The 26,064-nt window shown below is 67.9% G+C and carries 30 protein-coding genes; 6 read left to right on the forward strand and 24 right to left on the reverse strand.

What is annotated here, in order from left to right; genetic code table 11:
- Nucleotides 1-2: 2 nt before the first annotated feature.
- Genes lpqB through mtrA form a run of 3 tightly spaced genes read right to left on the reverse strand, consistent with a single transcriptional unit; the run spans nucleotide 3 to nucleotide 4,107 of the window.
- Nucleotides 3-1,766 carry an MtrAB system accessory lipoprotein LpqB gene (lpqB, locus tag RVF83_RS00445; RefSeq protein ID WP_005197538.1) on the reverse strand — a complete coding sequence of 588 codons (1,764 nt, stop codon included), beginning with the start codon at nucleotides 1,764-1,766 and terminating at the stop codon, nucleotides 3-5.
- Nucleotides 1,763-3,433 carry an MtrAB system histidine kinase MtrB gene (mtrB, locus tag RVF83_RS00450; RefSeq protein ID WP_039880283.1) on the reverse strand — a complete coding sequence of 557 codons (1,671 nt, stop codon included), beginning with the start codon at nucleotides 3,431-3,433 and terminating at the stop codon, nucleotides 1,763-1,765. Before mtrB ends, lpqB begins: the two co-directional genes overlap by 4 nt.
- On the reverse strand, nucleotides 3,430-4,107 hold the full coding sequence (gene mtrA, locus RVF83_RS00455) for an MtrAB system response regulator MtrA (protein WP_004023513.1): 678 nt from the start codon (nucleotides 4,105-4,107) through the stop codon (nucleotides 3,430-3,432). The genes mtrB and mtrA overlap by 4 nt, the downstream gene beginning before the upstream one ends.
- Before the next feature lie 97 nt (nucleotides 4,108-4,204).
- Between mtrA and RVF83_RS00460 the strand changes: the two genes are divergently transcribed.
- Together RVF83_RS00460 and RVF83_RS00465 are read left to right on the forward strand one after the other, a co-directional pair.
- On the forward strand, nucleotides 4,205-4,837 hold the full coding sequence (locus RVF83_RS00460) for a dTMP kinase (protein ID WP_039880285.1): 633 nt from the start codon (nucleotides 4,205-4,207) through the stop codon (nucleotides 4,835-4,837).
- Nucleotides 4,838-4,963: 126 nt separating this feature from the next.
- Nucleotides 4,964-5,722: a hypothetical protein gene (locus tag RVF83_RS00465; RefSeq protein WP_005197544.1), complete on the forward strand. Its 759-nt coding sequence runs from the start codon at nucleotides 4,964-4,966 to the stop codon at nucleotides 5,720-5,722.
- 99 nt (nucleotides 5,723-5,821) lie between these two features.
- Here RVF83_RS00465 and ahcY read toward each other — a convergent pair whose 3' ends face one another.
- From ahcY to RVF83_RS00530, 13 genes are all read right to left on the reverse strand, one after another.
- Nucleotides 5,822-7,297 carry an adenosylhomocysteinase gene (gene ahcY, locus RVF83_RS00470; protein WP_005197546.1) on the reverse strand — a complete coding sequence of 492 codons (1,476 nt, stop codon included), beginning with the start codon at nucleotides 7,295-7,297 and terminating at the stop codon, nucleotides 5,822-5,824.
- Nucleotides 7,298-7,388: 91 nt separating this feature from the next.
- Entirely contained in the window at nucleotides 7,389-8,927 is a 1,539-nt protein-coding gene (locus RVF83_RS00475) for an amino acid permease (RefSeq protein WP_005197547.1), read from the reverse strand.
- 124 nt (nucleotides 8,928-9,051) lie between these two features.
- The gene (locus RVF83_RS00480; RefSeq protein WP_005197548.1) at nucleotides 9,052-9,231 is read right to left on the reverse strand and encodes a methionine/alanine import family NSS transporter small subunit; all 180 of its coding nucleotides are present in this window, start codon (nucleotides 9,229-9,231) and stop codon (nucleotides 9,052-9,054) included.
- Nucleotides 9,231-10,808, reverse strand: coding sequence for a sodium-dependent transporter (locus tag RVF83_RS00485; protein WP_005197549.1), 1,578 nt, complete (start codon nucleotides 10,806-10,808; stop codon nucleotides 9,231-9,233). The genes RVF83_RS00480 and RVF83_RS00485 overlap by 1 nt, the downstream gene beginning before the upstream one ends.
- Before the next feature lie 203 nt (nucleotides 10,809-11,011).
- Nucleotides 11,012-11,308, reverse strand: a complete 297-nt coding sequence (locus RVF83_RS00490) for a WXG100 family type VII secretion target (protein ID WP_005197550.1) — start codon at nucleotides 11,306-11,308, stop codon at nucleotides 11,012-11,014.
- Nucleotides 11,309-11,336: 28 nt separating this feature from the next.
- Nucleotides 11,337-11,651 (reverse strand): WXG100 family type VII secretion target, encoded by a 315-nt coding sequence (locus RVF83_RS00495; protein ID WP_005197551.1) that lies wholly within the window; start codon nucleotides 11,649-11,651, stop codon nucleotides 11,337-11,339.
- Between the two features lie 118 nt (nucleotides 11,652-11,769).
- Nucleotides 11,770-12,576: an ESX secretion-associated protein EspG gene (locus RVF83_RS00500; protein ID WP_005197553.1), complete on the reverse strand. Its 807-nt coding sequence runs from the start codon at nucleotides 12,574-12,576 to the stop codon at nucleotides 11,770-11,772.
- Nucleotides 12,573-13,637, reverse strand: a complete 1,065-nt coding sequence (locus RVF83_RS00505; RefSeq protein WP_005197555.1) for a PPE domain-containing protein — start codon at nucleotides 13,635-13,637, stop codon at nucleotides 12,573-12,575. Before RVF83_RS00505 ends, RVF83_RS00500 begins: the two co-directional genes overlap by 4 nt.
- 85 nt (nucleotides 13,638-13,722) lie before the next feature.
- Entirely contained in the window at nucleotides 13,723-14,034 is a 312-nt protein-coding gene (locus RVF83_RS00510; RefSeq protein WP_005197557.1) for a PE family protein, read from the reverse strand.
- A complete protein-coding gene (locus RVF83_RS00515) occupies nucleotides 14,031-15,365 on the reverse strand; it encodes a hypothetical protein (protein ID WP_039880294.1) in 1,335 nt (444 codons plus the stop codon). The genes RVF83_RS00510 and RVF83_RS00515 overlap by 4 nt, the downstream gene beginning before the upstream one ends.
- A gap of 14 nt (nucleotides 15,366-15,379) precedes the next feature.
- Complete coding sequence (locus tag RVF83_RS00520) at nucleotides 15,380-15,688, reverse strand: type VII secretion target (protein ID WP_005197560.1); 309 nt, start codon at nucleotides 15,686-15,688, stop codon at nucleotides 15,380-15,382.
- 57 nt (nucleotides 15,689-15,745) lie between these two features.
- Nucleotides 15,746-16,060 (reverse strand): YbaB/EbfC family nucleoid-associated protein, encoded by a 315-nt coding sequence (locus RVF83_RS00525; RefSeq protein WP_039880295.1) that lies wholly within the window; start codon nucleotides 16,058-16,060, stop codon nucleotides 15,746-15,748.
- Between the two features lie 8 nt (nucleotides 16,061-16,068).
- Entirely contained in the window at nucleotides 16,069-16,455 is a 387-nt protein-coding gene (locus RVF83_RS00530; RefSeq protein ID WP_005197566.1) for a hypothetical protein, read from the reverse strand.
- Nucleotides 16,456-16,885: 430 nt separating this feature from the next.
- Between RVF83_RS00530 and RVF83_RS00535 the strand changes: the two genes are divergently transcribed.
- On the forward strand, nucleotides 16,886-18,436 hold the full coding sequence (locus tag RVF83_RS00535; RefSeq protein ID WP_005197568.1) for a MinD/ParA family ATP-binding protein: 1,551 nt from the start codon (nucleotides 16,886-16,888) through the stop codon (nucleotides 18,434-18,436).
- 9 nt (nucleotides 18,437-18,445) lie between these two features.
- Here the strand turns inward: RVF83_RS00535 and RVF83_RS00540 are convergent, their stop codons facing one another.
- The gene (locus RVF83_RS00540; protein ID WP_239581767.1) at nucleotides 18,446-19,141 is read right to left on the reverse strand and encodes a DedA family protein; all 696 of its coding nucleotides are present in this window, start codon (nucleotides 19,139-19,141) and stop codon (nucleotides 18,446-18,448) included.
- 166 nt (nucleotides 19,142-19,307) lie between these two features.
- On the opposite strand from RVF83_RS00540, the gene RVF83_RS00545 reads away from it, so the two are divergent.
- The 3 genes from RVF83_RS00545 to RVF83_RS00555 are packed head-to-tail and all read left to right on the forward strand — an operon-like array spanning nucleotide 19,308 to nucleotide 21,614.
- Nucleotides 19,308-20,378, forward strand: a complete 1,071-nt coding sequence (locus RVF83_RS00545) for an alpha/beta fold hydrolase (RefSeq protein ID WP_005197572.1) — start codon at nucleotides 19,308-19,310, stop codon at nucleotides 20,376-20,378.
- Between the two features lie 48 nt (nucleotides 20,379-20,426).
- Complete coding sequence (locus tag RVF83_RS00550; protein WP_005197574.1) at nucleotides 20,427-20,933, forward strand: hypothetical protein; 507 nt, start codon at nucleotides 20,427-20,429, stop codon at nucleotides 20,931-20,933.
- Nucleotides 20,934-20,984: 51 nt separating this feature from the next.
- Nucleotides 20,985-21,614 carry a TM2 domain-containing protein gene (locus RVF83_RS00555; RefSeq protein ID WP_005197576.1) on the forward strand — a complete coding sequence of 210 codons (630 nt, stop codon included), beginning with the start codon at nucleotides 20,985-20,987 and terminating at the stop codon, nucleotides 21,612-21,614.
- On the opposite strand, the gene truA is transcribed toward RVF83_RS00555, so the two are convergent.
- The 7 genes from truA to rpmJ all read right to left on the reverse strand — a co-directional run bounded on the left by truA (nucleotide 21,611) and on the right by rpmJ (nucleotide 26,031).
- Complete coding sequence (truA, locus tag RVF83_RS00560) at nucleotides 21,611-22,597, reverse strand: tRNA pseudouridine(38-40) synthase TruA (RefSeq protein WP_210735746.1); 987 nt, start codon at nucleotides 22,595-22,597, stop codon at nucleotides 21,611-21,613. The genes RVF83_RS00555 and truA overlap by 4 nt on opposite strands.
- Entirely contained in the window at nucleotides 22,506-23,075 is a 570-nt protein-coding gene (gene rplQ, locus RVF83_RS00565; protein WP_005197581.1) for a 50S ribosomal protein L17, read from the reverse strand. The genes truA and rplQ overlap by 92 nt, the downstream gene beginning before the upstream one ends.
- Nucleotides 23,076-23,156: 81 nt before the next feature.
- Complete coding sequence (locus tag RVF83_RS00570; protein ID WP_005197582.1) at nucleotides 23,157-24,209, reverse strand: DNA-directed RNA polymerase subunit alpha; 1,053 nt, start codon at nucleotides 24,207-24,209, stop codon at nucleotides 23,157-23,159.
- Nucleotides 24,210-24,297: 88 nt separating this feature from the next.
- A complete protein-coding gene (gene rpsD, locus RVF83_RS00575; RefSeq protein WP_005197585.1) occupies nucleotides 24,298-24,903 on the reverse strand; it encodes a 30S ribosomal protein S4 in 606 nt (201 codons plus the stop codon).
- A gap of 24 nt (nucleotides 24,904-24,927) precedes the next feature.
- On the reverse strand, nucleotides 24,928-25,335 hold the full coding sequence (rpsK, locus tag RVF83_RS00580) for a 30S ribosomal protein S11 (RefSeq protein ID WP_004023536.1): 408 nt from the start codon (nucleotides 25,333-25,335) through the stop codon (nucleotides 24,928-24,930).
- Nucleotides 25,335-25,703 (reverse strand): 30S ribosomal protein S13, encoded by a 369-nt coding sequence (rpsM, locus tag RVF83_RS00585; RefSeq protein WP_005197588.1) that lies wholly within the window; start codon nucleotides 25,701-25,703, stop codon nucleotides 25,335-25,337. The genes rpsK and rpsM overlap by 1 nt, the downstream gene beginning before the upstream one ends.
- A 214-nt stretch (nucleotides 25,704-25,917) precedes the next feature.
- Entirely contained in the window at nucleotides 25,918-26,031 is a 114-nt protein-coding gene (rpmJ, locus tag RVF83_RS00590) for a 50S ribosomal protein L36 (protein WP_005207978.1), read from the reverse strand.
- Between the last annotated feature and the right edge of the window lie 33 nt (nucleotides 26,032-26,064).

Here is a 26,064-nt window from a genome sequence, read left to right on the forward strand (position 1 = left end):
GATCAGGGCAGGACCGGGATCGCCCCGGCGATCATGGCCGGCTCGACCTCGGTCCAGTACTGGTCGGGCTGCCCGTTGTTGCTGCCGAGACGCAGCACGCCGCGCTGGTCCCCGACGTAGATGGTCGAGGAGTTCGCCACCACCGCCCGCACCGGCGGGGACACATTGCCGCTGAGCAGGCCGACGGCCGGGGTGCCGTTGATCGACAGCTGCACCACCGGGGACTCGGGCGCCTCACGGGCAACGACCAGCGTCGTCGGCGACGCCCAGTCCAGGGACACCGCACGGTTGCCGATGTTGTAGGCCGCGATCCGCGGGCTGGTCAACGACACCTGCCCCTCGGCGTTCGTCGACAGCACGGCGAACACGATCTGCCCGCCGACGACGAGGGCGGCTCGGACCCCGTCCGGGGCGATCTGCATCTCGGTGATGGCCCCGCGCGCCACGGTCGGGATCGACGACGCCTCGACCGGGACGGTCTGGGTGCCGTCGTCGTCGCGCTGCCACTGCACCGGTTTGCCGTCGACGACCACCCACACGGCGTTCTCATCGGCGCCGAAGGACGGGCGGGTGATGGAGACCCCGCTGACGATCGGCCCGACGTCGCCGCCGTAATCGCCGATCACGCACTCGAGCCGGCGATCGCCCGCCGTCCGGACCGCGGCGACACGCGCGCCGTTGTCGGAGATCGTCGCCGCCCGCACGTCGCGAGACGATCCGAGCGGTCCGCGCACCGGCACGGTCGCGGTGTCGGTCACCGCCCGCAACGCGCCGCCGGTCACGACGTTGAGGCCGACGTCGGTGGACGGTACCGCGTTCGGATCGAAGGAGCGCAGGTCGGCGGGCTGCCATCCCGAGGCGCGTTCGGCGGCGAGTGGCGCACCGTCGGCGTCGATCACGTACGGCCCGGAGATGTCGGCGTCGTCGAGGGTCCAGACGATCTGCGCGGCCAGCACCGTGCGATCCCGGCTCGACGCGTTGCCGATGCCGTAGAGGTCGACACGTACCCCGCCGCCGGCGAGGCCGACGACCGGTCCGCGCAGTGTCGAACCGCTCGGGAAGCCGCTGTCCACGGCCGCGGACAGGTCGGCGGCGGGTCCGGCGATGAGCCGGTTGACCAGCACCGTCGGATCGGTCGCCTGTCCTGCGTAGAACCAGCGCGGGTCCGGGACGAGTCGCCGGCCGGTGCGGTCGGAGAAGTAGAGCGAGACCGGACGGTAGGTGTTGTCGAACTGGTCGCGGTCGATCATCGCCCCGTTGGGCAGCGGCCCGTCGATGCGCCACTGGTCTCCCTGACGGGTCAGGCTGATGCTGGTCTCGACCCGTCCCGACGCCGGCAGCAACTGCCCGTCGGATTTGAGCGTCCCGACGTTGTCGCCGGTCAGCCGCATGCGTACGGAGTCCTCGTTGCGCTGGTCGACGAAGATGCTGATCTCGTCGAGGATCAGGGCGTCACCGCGGTCGTCCCACTGTTGCGAGGCCACCGGGGTCAGGAAAGCGCGCGCGGCATCGTGGCCGGACTCGGGATCGACCGTGGACTTCAAGAACGCGCGGACGAGGGCCTCGGGGTCCATGTCGGCCTGCGGCACCGGGGCCGCGTTGGTGGCACCCTCGCGCTCGAAGGACTTGATGGGTTGCGGTGAGGAGTCATTGGGGATCGACCCGCACGCCGAGACCACGACCATCGCCACGGTCGCCGTCGCGACGGCGATCAGGAGCCCCAGAACACTCCGCCGAGGGTGTTCCGGATGACGTTCGACGCTCATTCGGCACCAGCCTCCACACCTGGTGTGCGGCCACCCGTCTTGGCGGCGGCCCGGGGTGCCGAGCCGACGGACTTCAGCGGCAGGGGCGAACCGAGCACCTTGTGGCCACGGACGAGCGGCAACGTCAGCCGGAAGCAGGCACCCTTGCCGGGTTCACCCCACGCCTCGAGTCGGCCCTGATGCAGGCGGGCGTCCTCGATGCTGATGGCCAGGCCGAGACCCGTGCCGCCAGAGCGTCGGAACCGCGACGGATCCGAACGCCAGAACCGGTTGAACACCAGCTTCTCCTCCCCCGGCCGCAGCCCGATGCCCTGGTCACGGACGGTGATCGCGACGGCATCGCCGTCGGACCGCATGGTCAGTGTCACCGGCTTCCGTTCCCCGTGGTCGATCGCGTTGGCGAGCAGGTTGCGCAGAATCCGCTCGACGCGGCGCGGATCGATCTCGGCGAGCACCGGCTCGGCGGGCAGGTCGAGGACGAGCTCGGTCCCGGTCTCCTCGGCGAGGTGTCGGACAGTGGCCAGCGCACCGTCGATCGGGATGGCCATGTCCATCCGCTCCGCCGCCAGCTCGGCCATGCCGGCGTCGTGACGGGAGATCTCCAGCAGCTCGTTGAGCAGGGTCTCGAACCGGTCGAGTTCTTTGTCCAGCAGCTCGACCGAGCGCTTCCGCACGGGGTCGAGTTCGTCTCGGCCCTCGTAGAGCACGTCGGAGGCCATCCGCACGGTGGTCAGCGGCGTCCGCAGCTCGTGGCTGACGTCGGAGGTGAACTGGCGCTGCAGGCCGCCGAACTCCTCGAGGTGGGTGATCTGCTTGGACAGGCTCTCGGCCATGTCGTTGAACGACATCGCCAGACGGGCCATGTCGTCCTCGCCGCGCACGGGCATGCGCTCCTTGAGACGGCCGTCGGCGAAGCGGACGGCGATCCGGGAGGCCGAGCGCACCGGGATGACCACCTGCCGGGAGACCAGCCAGGCGATCGCGGCCAGCAGACCCAGCAGGACGATGCTGCCGGTCAGCAGGGTGCCGCGAACGAGGTCGACCGTGTTCTGTTCCGCGGTCAGCGGGAACACCAGGTACAGCTCGAGCCCCGGCACCGAGGCGTTGGTCGGGGTGCCCACGATCAGGGCCGGCGCGTGTCCCCCGGAACCGTCGGGCACCTGGGTGTACTGATAGGCCACTTGGCCACCGCGGACCATGTCCCGCAGGTTCGACGGCACCTCGGCGGTCGGGCCGACGCCGCTGGACGCGCCGCTCTCGGCCGCGCCGGGGACGATGAGCACGGTGTCGAAGGCGCCGACGGTGCCGGACGCCTGACCGGTGTCCGCGTCACGGTCGGTGAGCAGTGATCGCGTCTGGCGCAGCCGGTTCTGCACCGACATGTTGCCGGCGCCGCTGGACAGATCGCGTTCCACCGAGATCCGGGCGCGGTCGATCTCCTCGGTGGCCGCGGCCAGTTTCACGTCGAGGAGTCGGTCGGTGATCTGGGAGACCAGCACGAACCCGAGGATGAGCAGCACGACGACCGACAGCAACAACGTCGACGCCACGACCCGTAACTGCAACGAGCGCCGCCAGATGTGCCCGAAGGCACGTCCGACAGCGCCGGCAGCACGGGTGAAACGCCCGAAGGTGCTGTTGACCCGTCGTCGAGATCGACCGATCACGGCGGGCCGGCCTTGTAGCCGACCCCCCTCACAGTCAGGACGACCTCAGGGTTCTCCGGGTCGGTTTCGACCTTCGCGCGCAGACGCTGGACATGCACGTTCACGAGTCTAGTGTCCGCCGGATGGCGGTAACCCCACACCTGCTCGAGGAGGACGTCTCGGGTGAAGACCTGCCGCGGCTTGCGGGCGAGCGCGACCAACAGGTCGAACTCGAGCGGGGTCAGCGAGATCGGTACGCCGTCGCGGGTGACCTTGTGCGCGGGCACGTCGATCTCCACCGGACCGATCGACAGCAACTCGGCCGGCTCCTCGTCCGTTCGACGCAGACGGGCGCGTACGCGGGCGACGAGTTCCTTCGGCTTGAACGGCTTGACCATGTAGTCGTCGGCGCCGGATTCTAGGCCCAGCACGACGTCGACGGTGTCGGACTTCGCGGTCAGCATGACGATCGGGACACCGGAATCGGCGCGCAGGACGCGGCACACGTCGATGCCGTTCATGCCCGGTAGCATCAGGTCGAGCAGCACCAGGTCGGGACGGATCTCGCGCACCGCGGTGAGCGCCTGCGTACCGTCACCGACCACGAAGGGTTCGAAACCCTCGCCGCGCAACACGATCGTCAGCATCTCGGCGAGAGCGGCGTCGTCGTCGACGACGAGGATGCGAGGCTTCATGTGTCCAATGGTGACACCATCGTGATGAAAGCGTGGTGAATGACGCGCCGTACCGGACGTTCTGGTCCGATTCGTCCCACCCCATAGACTCCTCCGCGTGGGTCAGTTGATTGCGGTAGAGGGCCTCGACGGCGCCGGTAAGAACACCTTGGTGACCGGTCTGGTCGAGCGCTGGACGGCGTCGGGTCTGCGGGTCGCGACCTTCACCTTTCCGCGCTACGGGCAGTCGGCGACCGCCGACATCGCCTCGGAGGCGCTGCACGGCTCGCATGGCGATCTGCGGGACAGCGTGTACGCCATGGCGCTTCTGTTCGCCCTCGACCGGGCCGGCGCCGCCGCGGACATCGCCGCGGCGACCGAATCAAACGACATCGTCATCCTCGACCGCTATGTCGCGTCGAACGCCGCCTACAACGCCGGACGCCTGGAGCAGGAGGCCGACGGCGAGGTCGTGAAATGGGTCGCCGACCTCGAGTACGGCCGGTTCGGCATGCCCGTCCCCGACCGGCACGTGCTGCTCGGTGTTCCCGCCGAGGTCGCCATGCAACGGGCCGAGAGCCGGGCCGCCGCCGACGCGAGCCGGGCACGCGACGCCTACGAACGTGACAGCGACCTGCAACGTCGCGTTGATGCGGTGTACCGCCAACTCGCCGAGGCCCAGTGGACGTCCCCGTGGCATCGGTACGACGGCGAGGACATCGCCGCGCTGGCCGGCCTCCTGACGCGCTGATCTCCCCGGTCCGCCGACCCACGCCCCCTGACGGGCGTCATTCGGATGTACGCCACCCCGGCGACCGGACTCTGCCGTTGCCAAGGCTCTTCGCTAGCCTGAATCAATGACTGGGGAGGGGGTCGAATGACCTATCAGCCGCCACCACCCGGTGGCCCACCGCCGCAGTTCGGGCGCGGCCGGCCCGGATATCCCCAGGGGCCCGGCCCCGGTGGCCAGCGGCCGTTCCCCGGACAGTTCCCGCCCGCGTCACAGCCGCGACCCGCCTACGGCCCGTACGGAACCCCGCCGGCCTACGGCGTCCATGGACCCGGACCGTACGCACCGGGCGGCGGTTATGGAGGTCCTCCGGGCGGTCCCTACGGTCCCCCGCCGCCCAAGCGCAACACCGGCGCGATCGTCGCCTGGATCACCGGCGGCGTCGCGGTCGTCGTCCTGGTCGCGCTCGTGGTCACCCTGATCGTGATGTCGTCCGGGCCGGAGGAGTCCGCGGTCGCAACCGGTTCGAGCACCTCGTCGAGCACTTCCCCGGGCGGATCGACGAGCCCCGAATCCGCCGACTACGCAGCGCTTTCCCAGATCCGCGCGGCGCTCCAGAACTACGTGGCGGCACGCAACGCGCGCGACGTCGTACGCATGAAGGCCGCGGTCTGCACCCAATCGCGCGAGCGCATCACCGGCCCGCCGCCCACCGAGGACGGCCTGATCGTGCTCGACGGTTTCCTCGAGACGGTGTTCGACGGCAACGTCGCCCAGTCCGAGGTCGTGTCCCATCTCGAAAAGGGCAGCCGCCGAACCGAATCCGAGAAGTCCAAGGAGCGGTTCCTGAAGGAACGCGGCTCGTGGATCTACTGCCCCGACGCCGAGCCCGACCTCGGAGCTTGACCCAAAACGCCGGAAACCCACCCTTTTTCGGCTTGTCCACCTCCGCTGCGAGGGTGGTCGATCTGCCGAAAAAGGGTGGGTTTGCGTGAGCGGGTTACCTCAGTAGCGGTAGTGCTCCGGCTTGTACGGGCCCTCGACGTCGACGCCGATGTACTCGGCCTGCTCCTTGGTGAGCTTGGTCAGCTTGCCGCCGAGCGCCTCGACGTGGATGCGCGCGACCTTCTCGTCGAGATGCTTGGGCAGGCGGTAGACCTCGTTGTCGTACTCGTCGTTCTTCGTCCACAGCTCGATCTGGGCGATGACCTGGTTCGAGAAGCTGTTGCTCATCACGAACGACGGGTGACCGGTCGCGTTGCCGAGGTTGAGCAGACGGCCCTCGCTGAGCACGATGATCGTCTTGCCGTTCTCGAAGATCCACTGGTCGACCTGCGGCTTGACGGTGATTCGCTTGGCACCCGAACGCTCGAGACCGGCCATGTCGATCTCGTTGTCGAAGTGTCCGATGTTCCCCAGGATGGCCTGGTGCTTCATCTGACGCATGTGGTCGAGGGTGATGATGCCCAGGTTGCCGGTCGAGGTGATCACGATGTCGGCGTTGCCGATCGCGTCCTCGACGGTGACCACGTCGTAGCCGTCCATGAGGGCCTGCAGCGCGTTGATCGGGTCGATCTCGGTGACCTGGACGCGGGCGCCCTGGCCGGCCAGCGATTCCGCGCAGCCCTTGCCGACGTCGCCGTAACCGCAGATCAGGACCTTCTTGCCACCGATGAGAACGTCGGTGCCGCGGTTGATCCCGTCGATCAGCGAGTGGCGGGTGCCGTACTTGTTGTCGAACTTGGATTTGGTGACCGAGTCGTTGACGTTGATCGCGGGGAACGCCAGCTCACCGGCAGCGGCGAACTGGTAGAGCCGCAGCACGCCGGTGGTGGTCTCCTCGGTGACGCCCTGGACCGACTCGGCGATGGTGGTCCACTTGTTCTTGTCGGTCTCGAAACGCTTGCGCAGCAGCTCGAGGAAGACCTTGTACTCGGCCGGGTGGTCGTCCTCGGTGGGCGGCACGACGCCGGCCTTCTCGAACTCGGCACCGCGCAGAACCAGCATGGTGGCGTCGCCGCCGTCGTCGAGGATCATGTTGGCCGGCTTGTCCGCCTCGGGCCAGGTGAGCATCTGCTCGGCGGCCCACCAGTACTCCTCGAGGGTCTCGCCCTTCCAGGCGAAGACCGGGACGCCCTTGGGCTCGTCCGGGGTGCCGTGCGGACCCACGACGACGGCCGCGGCCGCGTGATCCTGGGTCGAGAAGATGTTGCACGACGCCCAGCGGACCTCGGCGCCGAGCGCGACCAGAGTCTCGATCAGCACCGCGGTCTGAACGGTCATGTGCAGCGATCCGGAAATGCGAGCACCCTTGAGCGGCAGAACATCTGCGTTCTCCCGACGCAGTTCCATGAGTCCGGGCATCTCGTGCTCGGCGAGCTCGATCTCCTTGCGGCCGAAGTCCGCCAGGGACAGGTCGGCCACCTTGTAGTCGATCCCGTTGCGGCTGTCGGCCTTCAGCTCGTCCTGAGCAGTCGTCATCTGATCCCCTTGTCGTTCGCGTCGTGCGCCGCGTGTGCAGCGATTTGTGCGTTCGATCCAGGCTATCGGACCACGGCCGCCGAGCCCATGGTCAGGTGCCGGGGCCGGTTTCTCCGGCGGCGACGTCCGTCGTTCCGATGTCCTCTCCACGCTCCCGCCGGGCGAAGACCGAGTGGCGGTAGCCGTAGGAGAAGTACACGACGACGCCGACCACCATCCAGATCACGAACCGAATCCACGTCTCCACGGACAGGTTCAGCATCAGCCACAAGCAGGCCAGGATCGACAGCATCGGGACGAGGGGGACGAAGGGCACCCGGAAGCCGCGTTCGAGATCGGGCCGGGTTCGGCGGAGGACGAGGACCCCGACACTCACCAGTACGAACGCGAACAGGGTTCCGATGTTGACCATTTCCTCGAGGGTGCCCATCGGGAAGAACGCCGCGAGCACACCCGAGATGATGCCGACGACGACGGTGAACCGCACCGGGGTCCCGCGCCGTCCGGTGTGCGCCAGCGAGCGGGGTAGCAATCCGTCACGGGCCATCGCGAACCCGACCCGGGTCTGGCCGAGCAGCAGAACCATCACGACCGTGGTCAGGCCGGCGAGCGCACCGAGATCGATCACCCAGCCCGCCCACGTGACACCGTTCGCCTCGAAGGCCGTGGTGAGGGTGGACCCGGTGACCTCGCCGGTCACCGGATCTGTCTTGTCGGCCAGTTCCGGGTAGGGGACCATCCCGGACACGACGAGACTGACCGCGACGTAGAGGACCGTCACGATGGCCAGAGATCCGAGGATGCCGCGCGGCATCGCCTTCTGCGGGTTCTTCGTCTCCTCCGCGGTCGTGGCCACGACGTCGAAACCGATGAAGGCGAAGAACACCAGCGAGGCCGCAGCCAGGAGGCCGTACCAGCCGAAGGTGCTGCCCTCGGCGCCGGTGATCGCCGAGAACAGTGTCTGGTGGAGGCCGGTGTCGCCCTCGGCCGGCGGAGCGGCGGGCGGCACGTATGGGTCGTAGTTCTTCAGCTTGATGTAGAACGCGCCGACCACGATGACCAGCAGGACGACGAAGACCTTGATGGTGGTGACGACCAGCGACACCCGCGACGACAGCTTGGTGCCGAGCGCGAGCAGGACGGTCAGCACCGCGATCAGCAGCACCGCGCCCCAGTCGAAGCTGATCGAGTCGGTGAGCTCGACCGATGCCGCCGATCCGAGGATGTTGCCCAGGTAGAGCGACCAGCCCTTCGCGACCACGGACGCAGCGAGAGCGAACTCGAGGATCAGATCCCACCCGATCACCCACGCGACGAACTCACCGAAGGTGGCGAACGAGAAGGTGTAGGCACTACCGGCGACAGGCACGGTCGAGGCGAACTCGGCGTAACAGAGCGCCGCGAGTGCGCACGCGATCGCGGCCAGCACGAACGCCACCGATACCGACGGGCCGGCCAGATTGCCCGCAGTGCGTGCGGTGAGCGTGAAGATACCGGCGCCGACGACAACCGCCACCCCGAAGACGGTGAGATCCCACGCGGTGAGGTCTCTGCGGAGTTTGGTATCCGGTTCGTCCGTGTCGCTGATCGACTGCTCGACCGACTTGACGCGCTTGAACGGGTTACTCATCGTGCCTCCTCGGGCCGAGGGTCGCGCGCCCCGCGATCGTTCCAGGCTATCTCTGACAGATGGTTCATCGGACGTCGAGCTCGCATCGCGGGCGACGTGCGCCGAGAGGTGGAGCGGTTGCGGATCAGGTGTCGCGGAACGGGTGCGGTTGCGCCCCGCGCTCCTCGTCGTCCCGGACGAGATCGGGGTCCTCGAGCAGACCGTCGACCTCGGGGTGACGGTTCAGGAAGATGACGCTCGCGACCAGCCCTCCCCACACGATTCCGATGGAGATGAGGAGCATGACGATGGCGATCCCACTCATCAGACTGTCTCCTTACTGGCCTTGTGGTCGGTTCCGCGAACGCCTTCGGGTAGTGGCGGCCACGGCAGGAAGTCGGGATCGTCGCGGCCCTTCCACGACGGCAGGGACAGTCCGACCGCCGCGACGATCACCAGAGCGATTGTGCCCCACCCGAAGACGCTGATGTACCAGGTCGGGTATCCCTCGTATCCCTCGTCGATGACCGACCACACCTTCTGGACGAGCATGATCGTCAGGAAGATCGGTGCTATCACGCCGACGAGGGCCAGCCAGATCCTGCCGACCTTGAACGTCGACACCGCGTTCAGGTGGTTGCGCAACATGTCGCCGCGCCGCAGCACCCAGATCAGGATGATCGTCATCAAGATGGCCGAGGAGACCACGCCGACGTTGTTGGCGAACATGTCGACGGTGTCCAGGGCGATGAGACCCGAGGTGGTGGAGAACAGTCCGATCGAGATGAGGCCGCACACCACCGACACACCGACCGCCGCCTTGGTGCGCGAGAGTCCCCACTTCTCCTGGATGCCCGCGGAGACGCCGATCATCAGGGAGATCAGCGACGTGAAGCCCGCGATCACCAGCGAGCCGAAGAACAGTGCGCCGAAGAACGCCGCGCCCGGCATCTCCGAGATCACCGCCGGGAACGTCACGAACGACAGGATCGGACCGGTGAGGCCTTCCAGATCCGAGACCGCGACCTGCTGCTGGTATGCGAGGAAGCCCAGGGCGGAGAAGACACCGATGCCCGCGAGGATCTCGAACGAGGAGTTGGCGAACGCGACCACGAGACCGGAGCTGGTCATGTTGGCCTTACGACGCTGGAACGACGCGTACGCGATCATGATGCCGAAGGCGATCGACAGCGAGAAGAAGATCTGGCTGTACGCCGCGATCCACACGTCGAGGTCTTTCAGGGCCTCCCAGTGGGGGGTGAACAGTGCGTTGAGGCCATCGACGGCACCGGGCAGCGTGATCGCGCGGACCACGAGTCCGGCGAACCCGACGAACAGCAGCGGGATGAAGACGACGTTGACCTTCTCGATGCCGTTCGCGACGCCGAGAAGCAGCACCGCGAGCACTGCCAGCCACACCACGATCAGCGGTAGCGCGACTCCGCCGACAATCGTCGTGGAGACCCCCGGATCACCGACCTTCAGGTACTCACCGGTGAAGAATCCGGCCGGATCATCGCCCCAGCTCTGGTTGAACGAGAAGAAGAAGTAACTGAGCGCCCAGGCGATCACCGCCGCGTAGTAGACGCTGATGACGAACAGCAGGCCGGTCTGGAACCAGCCGAGCGCCTCGACCGGTTTCTTGATCCGCCGGAACGACAGCGGCGCGGTCCCGCGGAAGCGATGACCGACCGCATAGTCGAGGAACAGCACCGGGATTCCAGCGGTCAGCAGCGCCACGAGGTACGGGATGAGGAAAGCCCCTCCGCCGCTCTCGTAGGCGACGCCGGGGAAGCGCCAGATGTTGCCGAGCCCCACCGCGGATCCGATCGCGGCGAAGATGAATCCGGAGTTCCGGGTGAAGGTCTCCCGGCTCCCTCCGGCGGCTTTCGCAGACGTCACTGCTACCTCCTCATCGAGCGCTGAGTCCGCGGGACACGGGTGCCCCGGGACTGTCAGGTGCTGACGCTATCGCACTCGTCCCCTCCCCCGCGGAGGTTGTGGTCGGCCTGTCGGAGCGCCCGCCGGCGGGCAACCGGGTCGTTCGGACAGACGACGACGGGGACCCCGGGTGCGGCCACGGAGTCCCCGTCGAAACGGCTCACTCAGGCGAGCGAACGGAAGCCGCTCGCGATGGACGAGTCGGTGTCGGACATGGTGCGGCTGGCGTTGGTGACGCCATTCTGCAGCGCCATGAGACGCTCACGCGACTGCGCGAACGCGCGGTCGAAGTTCGCCTGCGCCTCGAGGTAGGCGGCCTTCGCCTGCGCCGAGTTCCAGTTGCCGTCGAGTGCGGCGACCTGGTTCTTCAGCTGCGTGTTCTGGTCGTCGAGCTGCTGGAAGGCGCGGCCGAGCCCGCTGCTCAGGTCGCCCAGTGCCGCGAAGTCGTAATTGATGGTCATGAGAGTGCCTTTCGATGAGGGTGGTAGGTCAGACGCCGAAGTGCCCGGCGGCGGCCGAGTCCTGGTCTTCGTAACCGGCGAAGCCGTTCGTCATCTGCGCCTTGATCTGATCGAGAAGCTCATTGAGCGTGTTGGCTTCCTTGTTCCAGTCGGTGTGCGTGCCGTCGAACGCCGCACCCGCCTTGCCCTGCCACGTCGGGGTGGTGTTCGCAGCGTGCTTCTGGATCACCCCGATCGTCTCCTTCATGTCCGCGACGATCCCGCCGACCGCCGCAGCGGTGGCCTGCCCCTCCGCGACATCGACCTTCACTCCGGCGCCGCCTGCTCCCGGCAGATTCAGCATGAGTTCTCCTCCTGTGTAACGGCACCGTTTGGCGATGCCCCCGTTGGTATCCGTGACACAGATACCGCTGACAGTTGTCTCCCGCGGCGGTGTGGACCGCGAGAACCCCCGACCCCGATCACGGCGACCACGTCCCGTCCGGGAGGGTCTCGATCAGCAGGCGCACGGCCTGCGCGATCCGATGACCCGAACCCGGTGAGAGGGTGGTCCACACCCGACCGTCCGGAGACTTGCTGGGGCTCGACACGATCCGCCCCCGGGCGGTGTCGAAAACGGCCAGGGCCCCAGAAGATCGAGAGAATCGTCCGTCCTCGTTCGCCGAGGCGACGATCTCGGTGCGCACTCGGCACGCCGCGAGTGCCGAGGAGATGACGACGGCATCGGACAGCGGCGCGCCGAGCGTGTACAGCGCGTCGGTGACCTCGGTGCCCGATCCGCTGCGTCCGAGACCGTCGACCAGTTCGTCGGTGGGAACCGAGAACGACGCGAACTCGCACGCGGTGGCGTCGTCGAACCGGGCACGCACGAGGTCGGCCACGGCGTCGAGGTCGGCGATCTCGACGACGGCCAGCTCGAGACCATCACCCCCGCGCTCGGCCAGGACGTGCTCATAACCGCTGCGAGCCAAGCAGATTCGTCGCACACCGGTCTCGGTGAAGCTCCGCATCTCGATCTCGCGCTCGGGCCGCGACAGGACGCGGAGCACGGTGGCCAGCCACGGGACAGGCTCGTCGTGGTCCACGAGGTCGAGGGCGGCGATGGCCGCGTCGTCCTCCCGGTCGGCCACCTGCTGGGCGTCCTGGTCCGCCGCGCCGACGGGCATGTCGAGGACGACCGGCCAGGTCTGCACGCCGAAACGATCGCCGAGACGCCGCAGCACGGACGCATCGAGCGAGACGGGGGCATCGTGGGCCGTCGTCATCATGAGCGGTCCCCCGGGTTCCCGAGCAGTAGTGTCTCCGACAGGTACCGCGGATCGACCTTCGACGACTCGGCATCCGACGCCGAGACGTAATGGGCCGCAGGACGGTCGGAGGTCTCGATGTCGGCCCAGGTCAACGGGGTGTCGAGGCTGTCCGACGCCCGGGCCAGGCCGTCGTCGGCGGGCACCGCCTCCGATTCGACGGCGACACCGCGGATCGTGGCGCCACGATCGGCGACCGCGGCCATCCCGGGTGCGATCGGTGGCGGCACTCCGGGGCCCTGCGTGGTGGTCGGACTCGGAGGCGCCGACACAGGCGTGGCGGCCGACGATCCCGCACCGGCCACGACAGTCGGTGCGAACCGGAGCTTCTCGGCGGGCGGCGCGTACACCCCGGGCATCCCACCGATCATCGGCGACATCGCCGGCGCCACCGGAGGCGTGACCGTGGGTGGGGCGGCGGCACGGGCCGCGGCGGCCTCCTCTGATGCGAGCGCTTTCCCGGACACCAGGTCGGGCGCCCGACGGGAGGACGCCCACGGCTTGCCCACGGGCTCCGTCGCGTTCTCGTAGGTCTGCATGACGCGCGTGGCACGCATCCGCTGCTGCACCATGGCACGTTCGGCCTCGGCCGCAGCGCCGGCGATGATGGGGGCGACAGCTGTTGCAGTGGTGGCGATCTCGTGGAACTTCTCCACCACCTCGACCTCGGCGAGGTTGGGCATTGTGAGGCGCGCGACGGTGGTCGCCGCGGCCTGCGCCTCAGCACGGACGGCGTTCTCGGCGGCCTCGGCGGCGGTCTCGGCGAACCACGGCGCGAGCCGCGTCAGCTTCTCGAACGCCGCACTGGTGTGAGCGGACTGCCAGTGCACCCCCAGCCGTCCGAGGACCGCGGCGTATTCGATACCGGCTTCGCCGATCTCGGTCGCGAGTGTCGCCCACGCGGCCCCCGCTTCCACCAGAGGCGCGGGACCCGGACCGGCGCCGAGGTCGGCGGCCAGCTGTTCGCTGGTACGCGCATCCCAGTTGACGCCGGTGAAGCCGGCTCCGGTCGTGCTGGTCATGGTCCCTCCCCTCTGCTGGACGACGAGTCTGATGCGGTGTTCGAGTCGGGCCGCCGCAGCGGCGGCAGCGGTCAGTTCTGTTGCTTCACACCCGGAGCTTGAAGGCGGCGGCCGCCTCGGCCTCGCCCTCGATGAAGCCGGAGGCCTGTGCCCGCAGCAGTGCAGCGATCTTGCGAAGCTCGAGAACGCCGGTGGCGGAATCCTTTTCGAAGTCCCGCGCCACCGACGTGAAGCTGGCCGCAGTTGCGGTCGACACCTCGTCGCGCCCCTGGGCGTCGACGGTGAGCTTCGGCCCCGCACCATTGAGCGCCATCTCGAGCCGGTCCGCGATCTTGTCGAGATCGACTGCTGCCGAGATCAGCTCGGCAGGTTCGACGCGGAGTTGTGCGTTGCTCATGCTTCCTCGTTTCGTTTCAGACCGGGCACACCCAGTCGTAGTTCGATGTCGGGACCCGGATCGGCCTCGGCCGCCTCGTCGTGACCGATGACCGCCGGCGCGACCTCGGGGTCGTCACCGACCACCGCACGGCCGTTGTCCTCGGTCACCAGGTAGTCGGGCACGCTGTGCTGGCCCTCGGAGGCGCCCGCCCCGCGGGCACCGGCGCCGGCTGCACCCATCGGGGCGCCACCCATCGGCATCGCCGCGGGTGTCGCCGAGACACGCGGAGCCGCCGACGATCCCATGGCCGGCTCGCCGACGCCGAAACCGGTCGGCACGGTCGGGCGGGAGGCGCTCAACGGCGTCATCATGCCGCCGATCCCGCCGCCGACTCCTCCGTCGCCGCCACCGCCTCCTCCACCTCCGCCGCCGCCGGCACCCTTGGCCTTGGCGAGCGGGCTCCCAGCGGGGGCGACGATCGCCGTATCCGGGTTGACGCTGAGCATCTTGCTGATCGGCTGCATGAGCGTGGACGGCAGTTCGGCGGCCGTCGACACTGCCGGGGAGACGACGTCGAGGACCGAGCTCGCCAGGGTGAACGGCGACTGCCCCGCGCCTGCGGTCGGGGCACCGGTGATCGCAACCGGCGCACCGTTGGCGGTCATGGCTGTCGTGGGGGCGAGCAGTTCGGCCCGGGTCACGGCGACCGCCGCGGTGGCCAGTTCGAGCCCGACCCCGGCGACGGCGGCCGCGGCACTGAGGCCGACCGCGATCGCCGGGCTCATGATGACCGGGACCAGAGCCGAGATCTTGGCGACCGTCGCCGCGACGATGCCCTGGACCACGGCCAGCCCCTTGGCGACGATGGCGGCTGCTGTCTTGGTGTCGACCGAGATCCCGGACCCCTGCGCGGCCAGCGCGGTGCTGTTGGTACCGGCCTCGGCCGTCTTGGTGGCCGCTCCGACCGCACCCTGACCCGCCCACAGCTGATCGGCGAGCTTGAGTGCGCTCTGCCCCATCGTCATCGACGTCTCGAGCACTTTGGTGAGACTGTCGAAGATGATCGTCGGGTCGAAGCCGGCGCCGCTCAGGTCTCCGGTGCCGAAACCACCGAGCAGGTCGGTGATCGGCTTGATGAACATGTCGAGGCTGGGCGGCTGTATCGGCGGCAACCCGGGCATCGGCGGCAACGGCGGCAGTACCGGCAGCGGCGGAAGCCCGAGGCCCCCGAGCACATCGGCGACCGTGCGATCGAGGATCGGCCCCAGCGGACTGGCATCGATCACCTCCTGCACGGTCATGTGGCTGAGTGCAGGCACATCCGGGATGCCGGGCAACGGACCTGGCATCGGCGGGATCGGGCTCACAGGAGCGAACGGATCGCCGCGGCGGTCGCGGTATCGGTGCCCTCGTACTCGGCGAGACCTGCGGCGGTGGCGGCGGCGGTCGCGGCGTGTACCGCGGCGAGCTGTCCGACCGACATCAGATGGTTGGCCTGCGCGAAGATGAACGACGCGAGGAACTCCTGGCCGATGAGGCCGAACACCGGGACCATCGCGGCCGTGTTGGCCGCGGCGTCGATCGACCCGGCCGTCCCGATGGCCGACGCCATCGCAGCATTCGTCGCCGCGAAGCCGTCGAGCGCTTCGGATGTCACTTTCACGTTCGTCATCGCAACCCCCTCGTGAGTGCAAGTCCTGTCGATCGACCGCCTGCCGGCCGGTTCACGTCATTCATCCGCCGGACGCGCGCCGAGCAAGTCGCCGAATGATTCGCTGAAGTCCTCGGTCACCGCGGCCACCCGCGCGTAGACCCGTTGTGCGGCAAGGGCTGACGTCGCAATGATCTGCTCACCGAGCCGGGTGGCGCCCAGCTCGTTCGCGCCGTGCGCGAGTCGGAGGTCGACCAGAGCGCCCTTGGCGTCCACCTCGACCATCACCAGACCATCGGCAGAGGTCACCGTCACCGTGATCGCCTCGAGATTCTCCTGGAAGGTCCGCAAGCCGTCGAGCTGACGGGCAGCGCGTGCCTCGAGTTCGTCCATCGCCCAGCTCATCTGCGCAACCACGACGTCATGGCGTCGGCTTCCTCGTCGTCCCGCTCTTCCGCCGCCGCCAGGTCCTCGGGTTGCGGCAGCTTCATCTCGTTGACGAGATCGCGATCCACCCCGGCCGCAAGCAGGTTCTCCCGCAACCGGATTCCGGCCGACATCGCGGACTGCTTGCAGAGGCGCAGGATGTCTGCGGCCAGCAGTTCCGGGTGCTTGTCGAGTTCGGTCGAGGCGATGTGCACGGCCACCGGCAGTCCTTGGGCCGTGGTGCGGACGGCGAGACCACCCGACCGCGATCGCGCTTGCGAGAACTGATGGACGACGGCCCACGGATCGTCGCCGTCGCGCGCTTCATCGCAGTGCGCTGCCGTCTCTTCGGTGTAGCTCATAGAAGCCGAACCCCCCTTCACGCCGATTTAGACGCAGACGGGGTTCCTCCCGGTTCCATCGAATTCCCGTTCGATGAAACCGCCTCCCCCAGATGCCGGTTCACCGGGTCGTCAACGAGCAACGACCCAGGTGCCGCCCCGCCTCGCACCTGAGGTTCAAGTGCCTGATCCTGCCACAACTCGATCAACGCCACTACACGCCGAATTCGGTATGCCGAAGCGAGAGTGTGAGACAAACTGTGAATCTCGTCCGAAATCCTCTCACACTCTTCGATAGACTCCCGTCGACGCTGCCGGAGTCGGTCGGAGTGCAAGCAGATCGCGCCCAGGATCGATACCTCATCGATCCTCGCATGCTGCCGCTGATCATGCTCGCGCACAGACCACGGCTCGCCAGGTCGGCCCGGCCGCAAGACCAGAGGATTCCACGATGACGTACGAGAACTCGACGACGCCCGACGGCGCCGAAGCACCGGCACCACCCCCGTGGCTGCAGTTCGCGCCGCCTCCGCAGGAGCCGGCGCCGGCTCCGGAGCCACCGTCGGCGGCTCGAACTCCCACGAACGACGGCCGCCAGACGGACCTTCCGCCGACCCCCGGTCACGCGCCGTCGAATCGAGTTCCGTCGCCTCACCCCGACGCACCGCGCCCACCGGAGGAAGCAGCTGCCGATCCGGTCGGTCCCGGTCCCGAGACGTGGACACACGGCCCCGCCGACCCCGCCGGTCGCCAGACCCCGCCGCCACCGGAGCCCACCCGTTTCCCCGGCCCACCCCCGCCGCCGGGACCGGACTTCCAGGCGCCGCACGCCGGACCGTCCTTCGAGCCGGGACCCGTGCCCCCGTTCGGCCAGGCACCCCCGCCGGCGGCGCACGAGCCGCCGCCGTTCCCGCAGCCCGGGTCTCCCGGCCCCGCACAGCACGCCGGACCGCCGGTCGGGAACGGCCAGATGCCGCCGGGACAGTTCAGTCCGGGCACCGGACCCGCCCCCGCGTATGCACCCCAGCAGGCGCCCGGGGGCTACGGCCCGCCACCGGGTGGCCCGTCGCTGGACGAGGTCGCACTGATCCGCAAGGCCCGGCGCGCACCGAGCCGTGGCTGGCGACGCGCCGTTCACACCTTGTCGGCCGGTGCCATCAATCCCGGTGAGTCGCAGGGCGACATCGCCTATCAGCAGCTGCTCGAACGCGTGAACCGGCCCGTGCGCGGCGACTACCGCATCGCAGTCCTGTCGCTGAAGGGCGGTGTCGGCAAGACCACGACCACCGTCGGTCTCGGCTCGACCTTCGCGTCCCTGCGCGGCGACCGGGTGATCGCGGTCGACGCCAACCCCGACCTCGGCACGCTCGCCCAGCGCATCCCGCAGCAGACCCGTTCGACGGTGCGCGACCTGCTTGCCGACCAGAACGTCTACCGCTACTCCGACGTCCGGGCGCACACGTCCCAGGCCCCGAGCCGCCTGGAAGTCCTTGCCTCCGAACGCGATCCGGCGATGGCAGAGGCATTCAACGAGGACGAGTACCGCGGCGTCGTCACCATCCTCCAGCGGTTCTACAACATCATCATCACCGACTGCGGCACCGGCCTGAGCCACTCGGCGATGAACGGTGTCCTCGACCTCGCGAACACGATCATCCTGGTCAGCTCGCCGGCGCTCGACGGCGCGCGCAGTGCGGGCGCCACCCTGGACTGGCTCGAAGCCCACGGTTTCGGGCACCTCGTGTCGCGGGCCGTCGTCGTACTGAGCTCCTCGCGTCCGGGGTCGTCGACCATCGACACCGATCAGCTCGGTCAGCATTTCCTCACCCGGTGCCGTGCGGTCCACAAGATCCCGTTCGACGACCATCTCGCCGAGGGCGCCGACGTCGACCTCGAACTGATGTCGAAGGCCGCCAAGCGGTCGTTCGTCGAACTCGCGGCCACCATCGCCGACGACTTCTCGGGCACCACGCTGCCGCGCGAAGAGCCGTACCCCGGGTAGACCGACTCGTCAGCGCGTTTCCCGCGGGGCCTGATCCCCGGGCGGGGTCGGGTCCACCGCTGCGACGACGCCCTGCCGGCGTCTCGTCGCCCGCCACCGGCGCGCGACGTGGACGGCCATCGGCACCACCACGGTGAGCACCGAGGCGACGATCAGGATCTCGATGTTGTCGCGGACGATCGGCACATTGCCCAGCAGGTAGCCGGCCACGATGATCCCGCCCGCCCACGTGAAGCTGCCCAGGACGCTGAAGAAGGTGAACGCCCGGTAGGACATCCCACTGAAACCCGCGGTGAGGGGCACCAGCGTTCGGACGATACCGATGAACCGGCCGAAGAAGACCGTCAACGACCCGAAGCGGTCGAAGAAGGCGTTGGTCCGCGCCACATACTGTGGCCCGATGCGCTGCATCATCCGACCCTCGACGACGCTTCGGCCCAGGCGTCGGCCGATGAGGTAGCCGCACTGGTCCCCGGCGATCGCGGCCAGCGCCACCAGGGGGACCACCAGCCAGACCGATGCGAACGGGTCCGGCTGTGCGGCGAACACCCCCGCGGTGAACAACAGCGAGTCCCCGGGAAAGATCACACCGAACAGCAACCCGGTCTCGACGAAGACCAGCACGCACAGGCCGACCAGGCCACCGGTGGCCACGAAGGCCTCGACGTCGAACGGATTCATCAGGCCCCACAGTAGATGGTTCATGCAGGTGAGAGCGGTGATCCGACCGAACGACCCCACCGGCGGCGGTGGCATCCCGACAAGTGGCCGGCCTCGGCATCCGTCCCACCCGACCGCCGACGCGCGAACCATCTTCAGGTGGGGTTTACTCGACCGTAAGCAGCACACCTCGAGAAAAGGGGGAACCACAATGCCGTCGAAGACCCCCGGTCCGTCGAAGCCACCGGCTCCGACCCTTCGGCCCGTCTCGGACACCGACGTCCGCATCGAATACCACACCATCCACGGCTACCGACGCGCCTACCGGATCGCCGGCAGCGGCCCGGCACTCCTGCTCATCCACGGGATCGGCGACAACTCGTCGACCTGGGACGAGGTCATCCCGATCCTGGCGCAGCACTACACGGTCATCGCGCCGGACCTCCTCGGTCACGGCCGCTCCGACAAGCCGCGCGCCGACTACTCGGTCCCCGCGTTCGCCAACGGCATGCGCGACCTGCTGGTCGTCCTGGGTTACTCGAAGGTCACCGTCGTCGGCCATTCGCTCGGCGGCGGTGTGGCGATGCAGTTCTGCTACCAGTTCCCGCGCTTCGTCGAACGCCTCGTCCTCGTCGCGGCCGGCGGCGTGACTCGGGAGGTCAATCCCGCCCTGCGCCTCATCTCGCTGCCCGTCGTGCACCAGGCCCTGTCCGCGCTGCGGATCCCGGGCGTCGTACCGGGCCTACGACTAACGGCCAAGGCCGTCGCGGCCGCGCCGGTACTCCCGTTCGCACCGGTGACCGCGACGCCGAAACGCCTGCTCGCCGATCACGAGGACCTGATGCGCGTCCTCGGCGATCTCGCCGACCCGACCGCCTACGCGGCATTCCTGCGGACGCTCCGAGCCGTGGTCGACTGGCGCGGGCAGTCGGTCACCATGCTCGACCGCTGTTATCTCACCGAACGGCTCCCCGTACTGCTCGTCTGGGGCGACGAGGACATCGTCATCCCCTATCACCACGCCGAACTCGCCCACTCCGCGATTCCCCACTCCGAGCTCGAAACCTTCGAGGGCTCAGGCCATTTCCCGTTCCGGGATGATCCGGAACGCTTCTGCCGCGTGGTCATCGACTTCATCACCCGGCACGAGGCCATCGTGTTCGACCCGCTGAACTGGCGGCATCTGTTGTCCGAGGGAGCTCACCCGCAGGACTTCATCGACGACGAGGACACGCTCGAAGTCGTCATGGAGGCCTTCGAGGACGAGCGCAACGCGACCTGAGTGCACGCACCCGCGTCCTGCGTCACAGGTCTGTGCCACGATGAGTCCATGACCTACCCGGGCGACGGGCCGGACAGCACAAAGCCGTTCGGCCACCCACCTTCCGAATACGACTCGAGCCCGGGTTTCGCCGTGCCCGGGTACGATGCGGCACAAGCGAATCCGGCACCGTATCAGTACGGCGCCGCACCGGCCCCCGAGCAACCGCTCGTCGTCATCGGTGACATCACATGCACCCGGAATCACGTCATCACGCCGTCGGGTACCTGCCCGATCGCCGGCACCCAGTGGATCGTCACCGACATGTCCGTGTCGACCGAACGGATGTCACAGACGGGTCTGGTACTGGCCATCGTGGGGTTCTTCATGGTGTGCTTTCTCAGCCTGCTGTTCCTGCTGATGAAGGAACGCAGTACCACCGGATACATCCAGGTGACCGTGCGCGGCGCGGGCGGCTTCCTGCACGTCACCAACATCCCGGCGTACTCGCCGGTCACCATGGGTGACGTCTCGGGTCGCGTCAACTACGCCCGCACCCTTGCCGCGATGGCCTGACCGCCCGCCCCACGACGACACCACGCAGGACACACCGAGGAGGACCGACCGATGACCAGCCCGGAGAACCCCGGCGACAAGCCGTACGACTTCGTCAAGAAGCCCCCGACCGGGGACACCTCCCAACCGGGCACCCCCGCCTACGGCACCGACCCGAACGCGGGATACGCACCGCCGTCCTACGGAACGGCCGACGGTGCCTCGCAGGGATACGACGCTCAGCAGGGCTACGGGGCACCGCAGGGATATGACGCCCAGCAGCCATACGGGACCGGTCAGCAGTACGGGGCCGGACAGTACGGCGCACCCCAATACGGTGCTCCGTCGTACGGTGCGCCCCAGTACGGCGCACCGGCCGGCTATGGATATCCCGGGGCGCCGGACCCGACCGCGCCGTACGGCCGCGACCCCGCGACCGGCGAGCCGCTCTCGGACAAGTCGAAGCTCGTGGCGGGTCTGCTGCAGATCTTCCTGGGCACGCTCGGCGTCGGCCGTTTCTACATCGGCGACAACACCATCGGCGGCATCCAACTCGGCCTGACGATCATCGGCTACATCACCGCGATCTTCCTCATCGGGTTCGTGCTGATCTTCGGTGTCGCGATCTGGGCGCTCGTCGACGGCATCATGATGCTGACCGGAAGTGTCCGCGACAAGAACGGCCTGAAGCTCGGGAACTAGCCGCCGCAGCAACCGGTGGACCCGCGCACGTCGCGGGTCACCGTGTTGCGGGCGGCCAGTTCGTCGTCGGCGGGATAGTCGACGCCGACCAGACACAGTCCCCTGGCCTCGGCCACCGGCACCCGCGGGCTGCGTGCTTTCTCGGCCAACAGAGCGCGGCACCAGTCGACGCTCCGCCGACCGTCGCCGACGCTGGCGACCGCACCGACCAGCGAGCGCACCATCGACCAGCAGAACGCGTCCGCGCTGACCTCGCCGACGAGGACGCCGTCCTGGTCACGGGTCCACGAGAAGCGCTGCAGGTCGCGGATCGTGGTCGCGCCCTCACGCCGGCGGCAGAACGCGGCGAAGTCGTTCAGTCCCAACAGCTCCGACGACGCGGCGTTCATCGCGTCGATGTCGAGGGGGCGACGCCAGGTCGCGGTCGTGCGGGCCACCACGGGTTCCGGTCCCCACCGCGAGTCGTCGAGCCGATAGCGGTAGTGGCGTCGTAACGCGGAAAAACGCGCATCGAATGCGTCCGGGACCACCCGAACCTCTTTCACCCGGACGTCGTCCGGGCACATCTTCGCCAGCCGACCGACCAGCGTCGACGGGTCCCCGGCGATCGACCGGGTATCCAGCGCCGACCGCGGGACGACGGCATGCGCGACCTGCCCCGTCGCGTGGACCCCGGCGTCGGTCCGGCCTGCCACCGTCAGCCGGACCGGCACCCGCAGGATCGTCGACAAGCGGGTCTCGAGTTCCTCGCACACACTGCGCTGCCCGATCTGCCGTGCCCACCCGGCGTAATCGGTGCCGTCGTAACCGAGGTCGAAGCGCAGACGACAGAACCCGCCGGCACCGGAATCCGGGCCGACGGGTTCGGTCAGCAGTTCTCGACTCAGTCGACTACTTCTTGTCGTCGTTTGCGTCGGTCGCTTCTTCCGCCTCGACGGCGGTGGCAGCGGTCGACTCGTCGTCGACGGCCTCGGCGACAGCATCGGCGTTGGCGACCTCGGCGTCGGTGGCGTCGGCCTCGACGGCCTCCACCACGTTCTCGGTCTCCGCAGCCTTCTTCGAAGCGGCGACACGGGTCGCGCGAGAAGCCTCGCTCGACGCGGTGGTCTCGCGCACCAGCTCGATCACGGCCATGGGGGCGTTGTCACCCTTGCGCGGCAGCGTCTTGATGATGCGGGTGTAGCCACCGTTGCGATCGGCGAAGAACGGGCCGATCTCATCGAACAGCGTGTGCACGACGTCCTTGTTGCGGATGTCCTTCAGCACCTCACGGCGGTTGGCCAGCTTGCCGGCCTTGGCGTGGGTGATGATCTTCTCCGCGTACGGGCGCAGGCGCTTGGCCTTGGCCTCGGTGGTGGTGATGCGGCCGTGCTCGAAGAGCGAGGTGGCGAGGTTCGCCAGCATCGCTTTCTGGTGGCTGGCCGACCCGCCGAGGCGGGCACCCTTGGTGGGCTTGGGCATTGTCTTCTCCTAGGAGGACTCCCGATCACTCGAGCGGAAGTCAGGGTTTGGGCGAGCGTGACAGCTTGCCGCTGGAAGCGACTAGAGCTGTTCGGTTTCGGCGAAATCCTCACCGGAATCGGCGTCGAACGACGCGTCCTCGGACCACGTACCGGTGGCGGGGTCGTATCCGGCGACCTGCGACGGATCGAAGCTGGCCGGGCTGTCCTTGAGGGACAGGCCGAGCGCGTGCAGCTTGACCTTGACCTCGTCGATCGACTTCTGGCCGAAGTTGCGGATGTCGAGCAGATCCGACTCGGTCCGGGCAACCAGCTCGCCGACGGTGTGAACACCCTCGCGCTTGAGGCAGTTGTACGAACGGACGGTCAGCTCCAGATCCTCGATCGGCAGGCTGAACGACGCGATGTGGTCGGCCTCCGCCGGAGACGGTCCGATCTCGATGCCCTCGGCCTCGACGTTGAGCTCCCGGGCGAGCCCGAAGAGCTCCACCAGGGTCTTGCCCGCCGACGCCAGCGCGTCACGCGCGCTGATCGAGTTCTTGGTCTCCACGTCGAGCACGAGCCGATCGAAGTCGGTGCGCTGCTCGACACGGGTGGCCTCGACCTTGTAGGTCACCTTGAGCACCGGCGAGTAGATCGAGTCGACCGGGATACGGCCGATCTCGGCACCCGACGCTTTGTTCTGCACGGCCGGCACGTAGCCGCGGCCCCGCTCGACGACGAGCTCGATCTCGAGCTTGCCCTTGTCGTTCAGGGTGGCGATGTGCAGATCGGGGTTGTGCACGGTGACACCGGCCGGGGGCACGATGTCGGCGCCGGTGACGGTGCCCGGACCCTGCTTGCGCACGTACATGGTGACCGGCTCGTCCTCGTCCGAGGAGACCACGAGGCCCTTGAGGTTCAGGATGATGTCGGTGACGTCTTCCTTGACCCCGGGGACGGTGGTGAACTCGTGGAGGACACCGTCGATGCGGATGCTGGTGATGGCTGCACCCGGGATCGAGCTGAGCAGGGTACGACGCAGCGAGTTACCGAGGGTGTAACCGAAGCCCGGCTCGAGCGGTTCGATGACGAACTTCGACCGGTTCTCGGCGATGACTTCCTCGGTGAGGGTGGGTCGCTGTGAGATGAGCATTTCGTTTTCTCCTTTGGCCGCCCGCCATATGACGACCTAGAAAGTGAACCGAACAGCAGGTAGCTGTCGGGCTGGTCTTGCTCGAGGACTACTTGGAGTAGAACTCGACGATGAGCTGTTCCTGCAGCGGGACCTCGATCTGAGCGCGCTCGGGCACGGAGTGCACGAGGATGCGCAGGGTCGAGGGCACGACCTGGAGCCAGCCCGGGACCGGACGATCGCCGACGAGCTCCTTGGCGATCTGGAACGGGACGGTCTGCAGCGACTTCGGACGGACGTCGATGATGTCGTACTGGCTGACGCGGTAGCTGGGGACGTCGACCTTCACACCGTTGACGGTGAAGTGGCCGTGGCTGACCAGCTGGCGAGCCTGACGACGGGTCCGCGCGATGCCCGAGCGGTACACGACGTTGTCGAGGCGAGTCTCGAGGAGCTTCAGCAGTTCGTCACCGGTCTTGCCGGTGCGACGGTTGGCTTCCTCGAAGTAGCGACGGAACTGCTTCTCCATGACGCCGTAGGTGAAGCGCGCCTTCTGCTTCTCCTGCAGCTGGAGCAGGTATTCGCTCTCCTTGATCCGCGAGCGACCGTGCTGGCCGGGCGGGTAGGGGCGACGCTCGAATGCGGCGTCACCACCGATCAGGTCGACGCGAAGGCGACGAGACTTCTTTGTTGCGGGGCCGGTATAACGAGCCATTTTCTCTGTTCCTCCCTTTCCCGACTAGACCCGACGCCGCTTGGGCGGACGGCAACCGTTGTGCGGCTGCGGGGTGACATCGGAAATGGTGCCGACCTCGAGGCCGGCTGCCTGCAGGGAGCGGATCGCGGTCTCGCGACCCGAACCCGGTCCCTTGACGAAAACGTCGACCTTCTTGACGCCGTGCTCCTGGGCCTTGCGCGCAGCGTTCTCGGCCGCGAGCTGAGCCGCGAACGGGGTGCTCTTGCGCGAGCCCTTGAAACCGACGTGGCCCGACGACGCCCAGCTGATGATGTTTCCACTGGGATCGCTGATCGACACGATGGTGTTGTTGAACGTCGACTTGATGTGCGCGTGGCCGTGCGGGACGTTCTTCTTATCGCGACGGCGGGTGCCCTTCTTGGGGCCTGCGCTACGTGACTTCGGAGGCATTACTTCTTCTTCCCGGCGATGGTCTTCTTCGGGCCCTTACGAGTGCGGGCATTGGTCTTGGTGCGCTGTCCACGGACGGGCAGTCCGCGACGGTGGCGCAGACCCTGGTAGCAGCCGATCTCGATCTTGCGACGGATATCGGCCTGCACCTCGCGACGCAGGTCACCCTCGACCTTCACCGAGGCTTCGATGTACTCACGCAGCTTCGAGACGTCTGCGTCGGTGAGATCCTTGGCGCGGAGGTCTGCGGACAGACCGGTGGCAGCCAGGATCTCCTTGGAGGTGGTACGTCCAACTCCGTAGATGTAGGTCAGTGCGATCTCCAGCCGCTTTTCGCGGGGGAGATCCACACCAGCAACACGTGCCATGTGGCGGATTTCCTTTTCGGTTCCCAGAGGTCTTCTCCCAGTCCGTCCCGCGAGCTCTGTGTGAACCGTGTGTCCACACCTCGCGGGCTCCGGCCTCTGATCCGGAGGTAGGCGGTGACTCGTCTGTCGCCGCTGGTGCTGAGAGGTCTTCTGTTCTTCAGTTGTCGTTCTTCAGTTGTTGTTCTGACTCAAGCGACCCGGAGGGTGCGCGTGATCAGCCCTGACGCTGCTTGTGACGCAGGTTCTCGCAGATCACCATGACCCGACCGTTGCGGCGGATCACCTTGCACTTCTCGCAGATCGGCTTGACGCTCGGCTGAACCTTCACGTCAATCTCTCCTGCTCGGCTCGCCCGCGCGCA

The sequence above is a fragment of the Gordonia rubripertincta genome, assembly GCF_038024875.1.
Classification (GTDB): domain Bacteria; phylum Actinomycetota; class Actinomycetes; order Mycobacteriales; family Mycobacteriaceae; genus Gordonia; species Gordonia rubripertincta.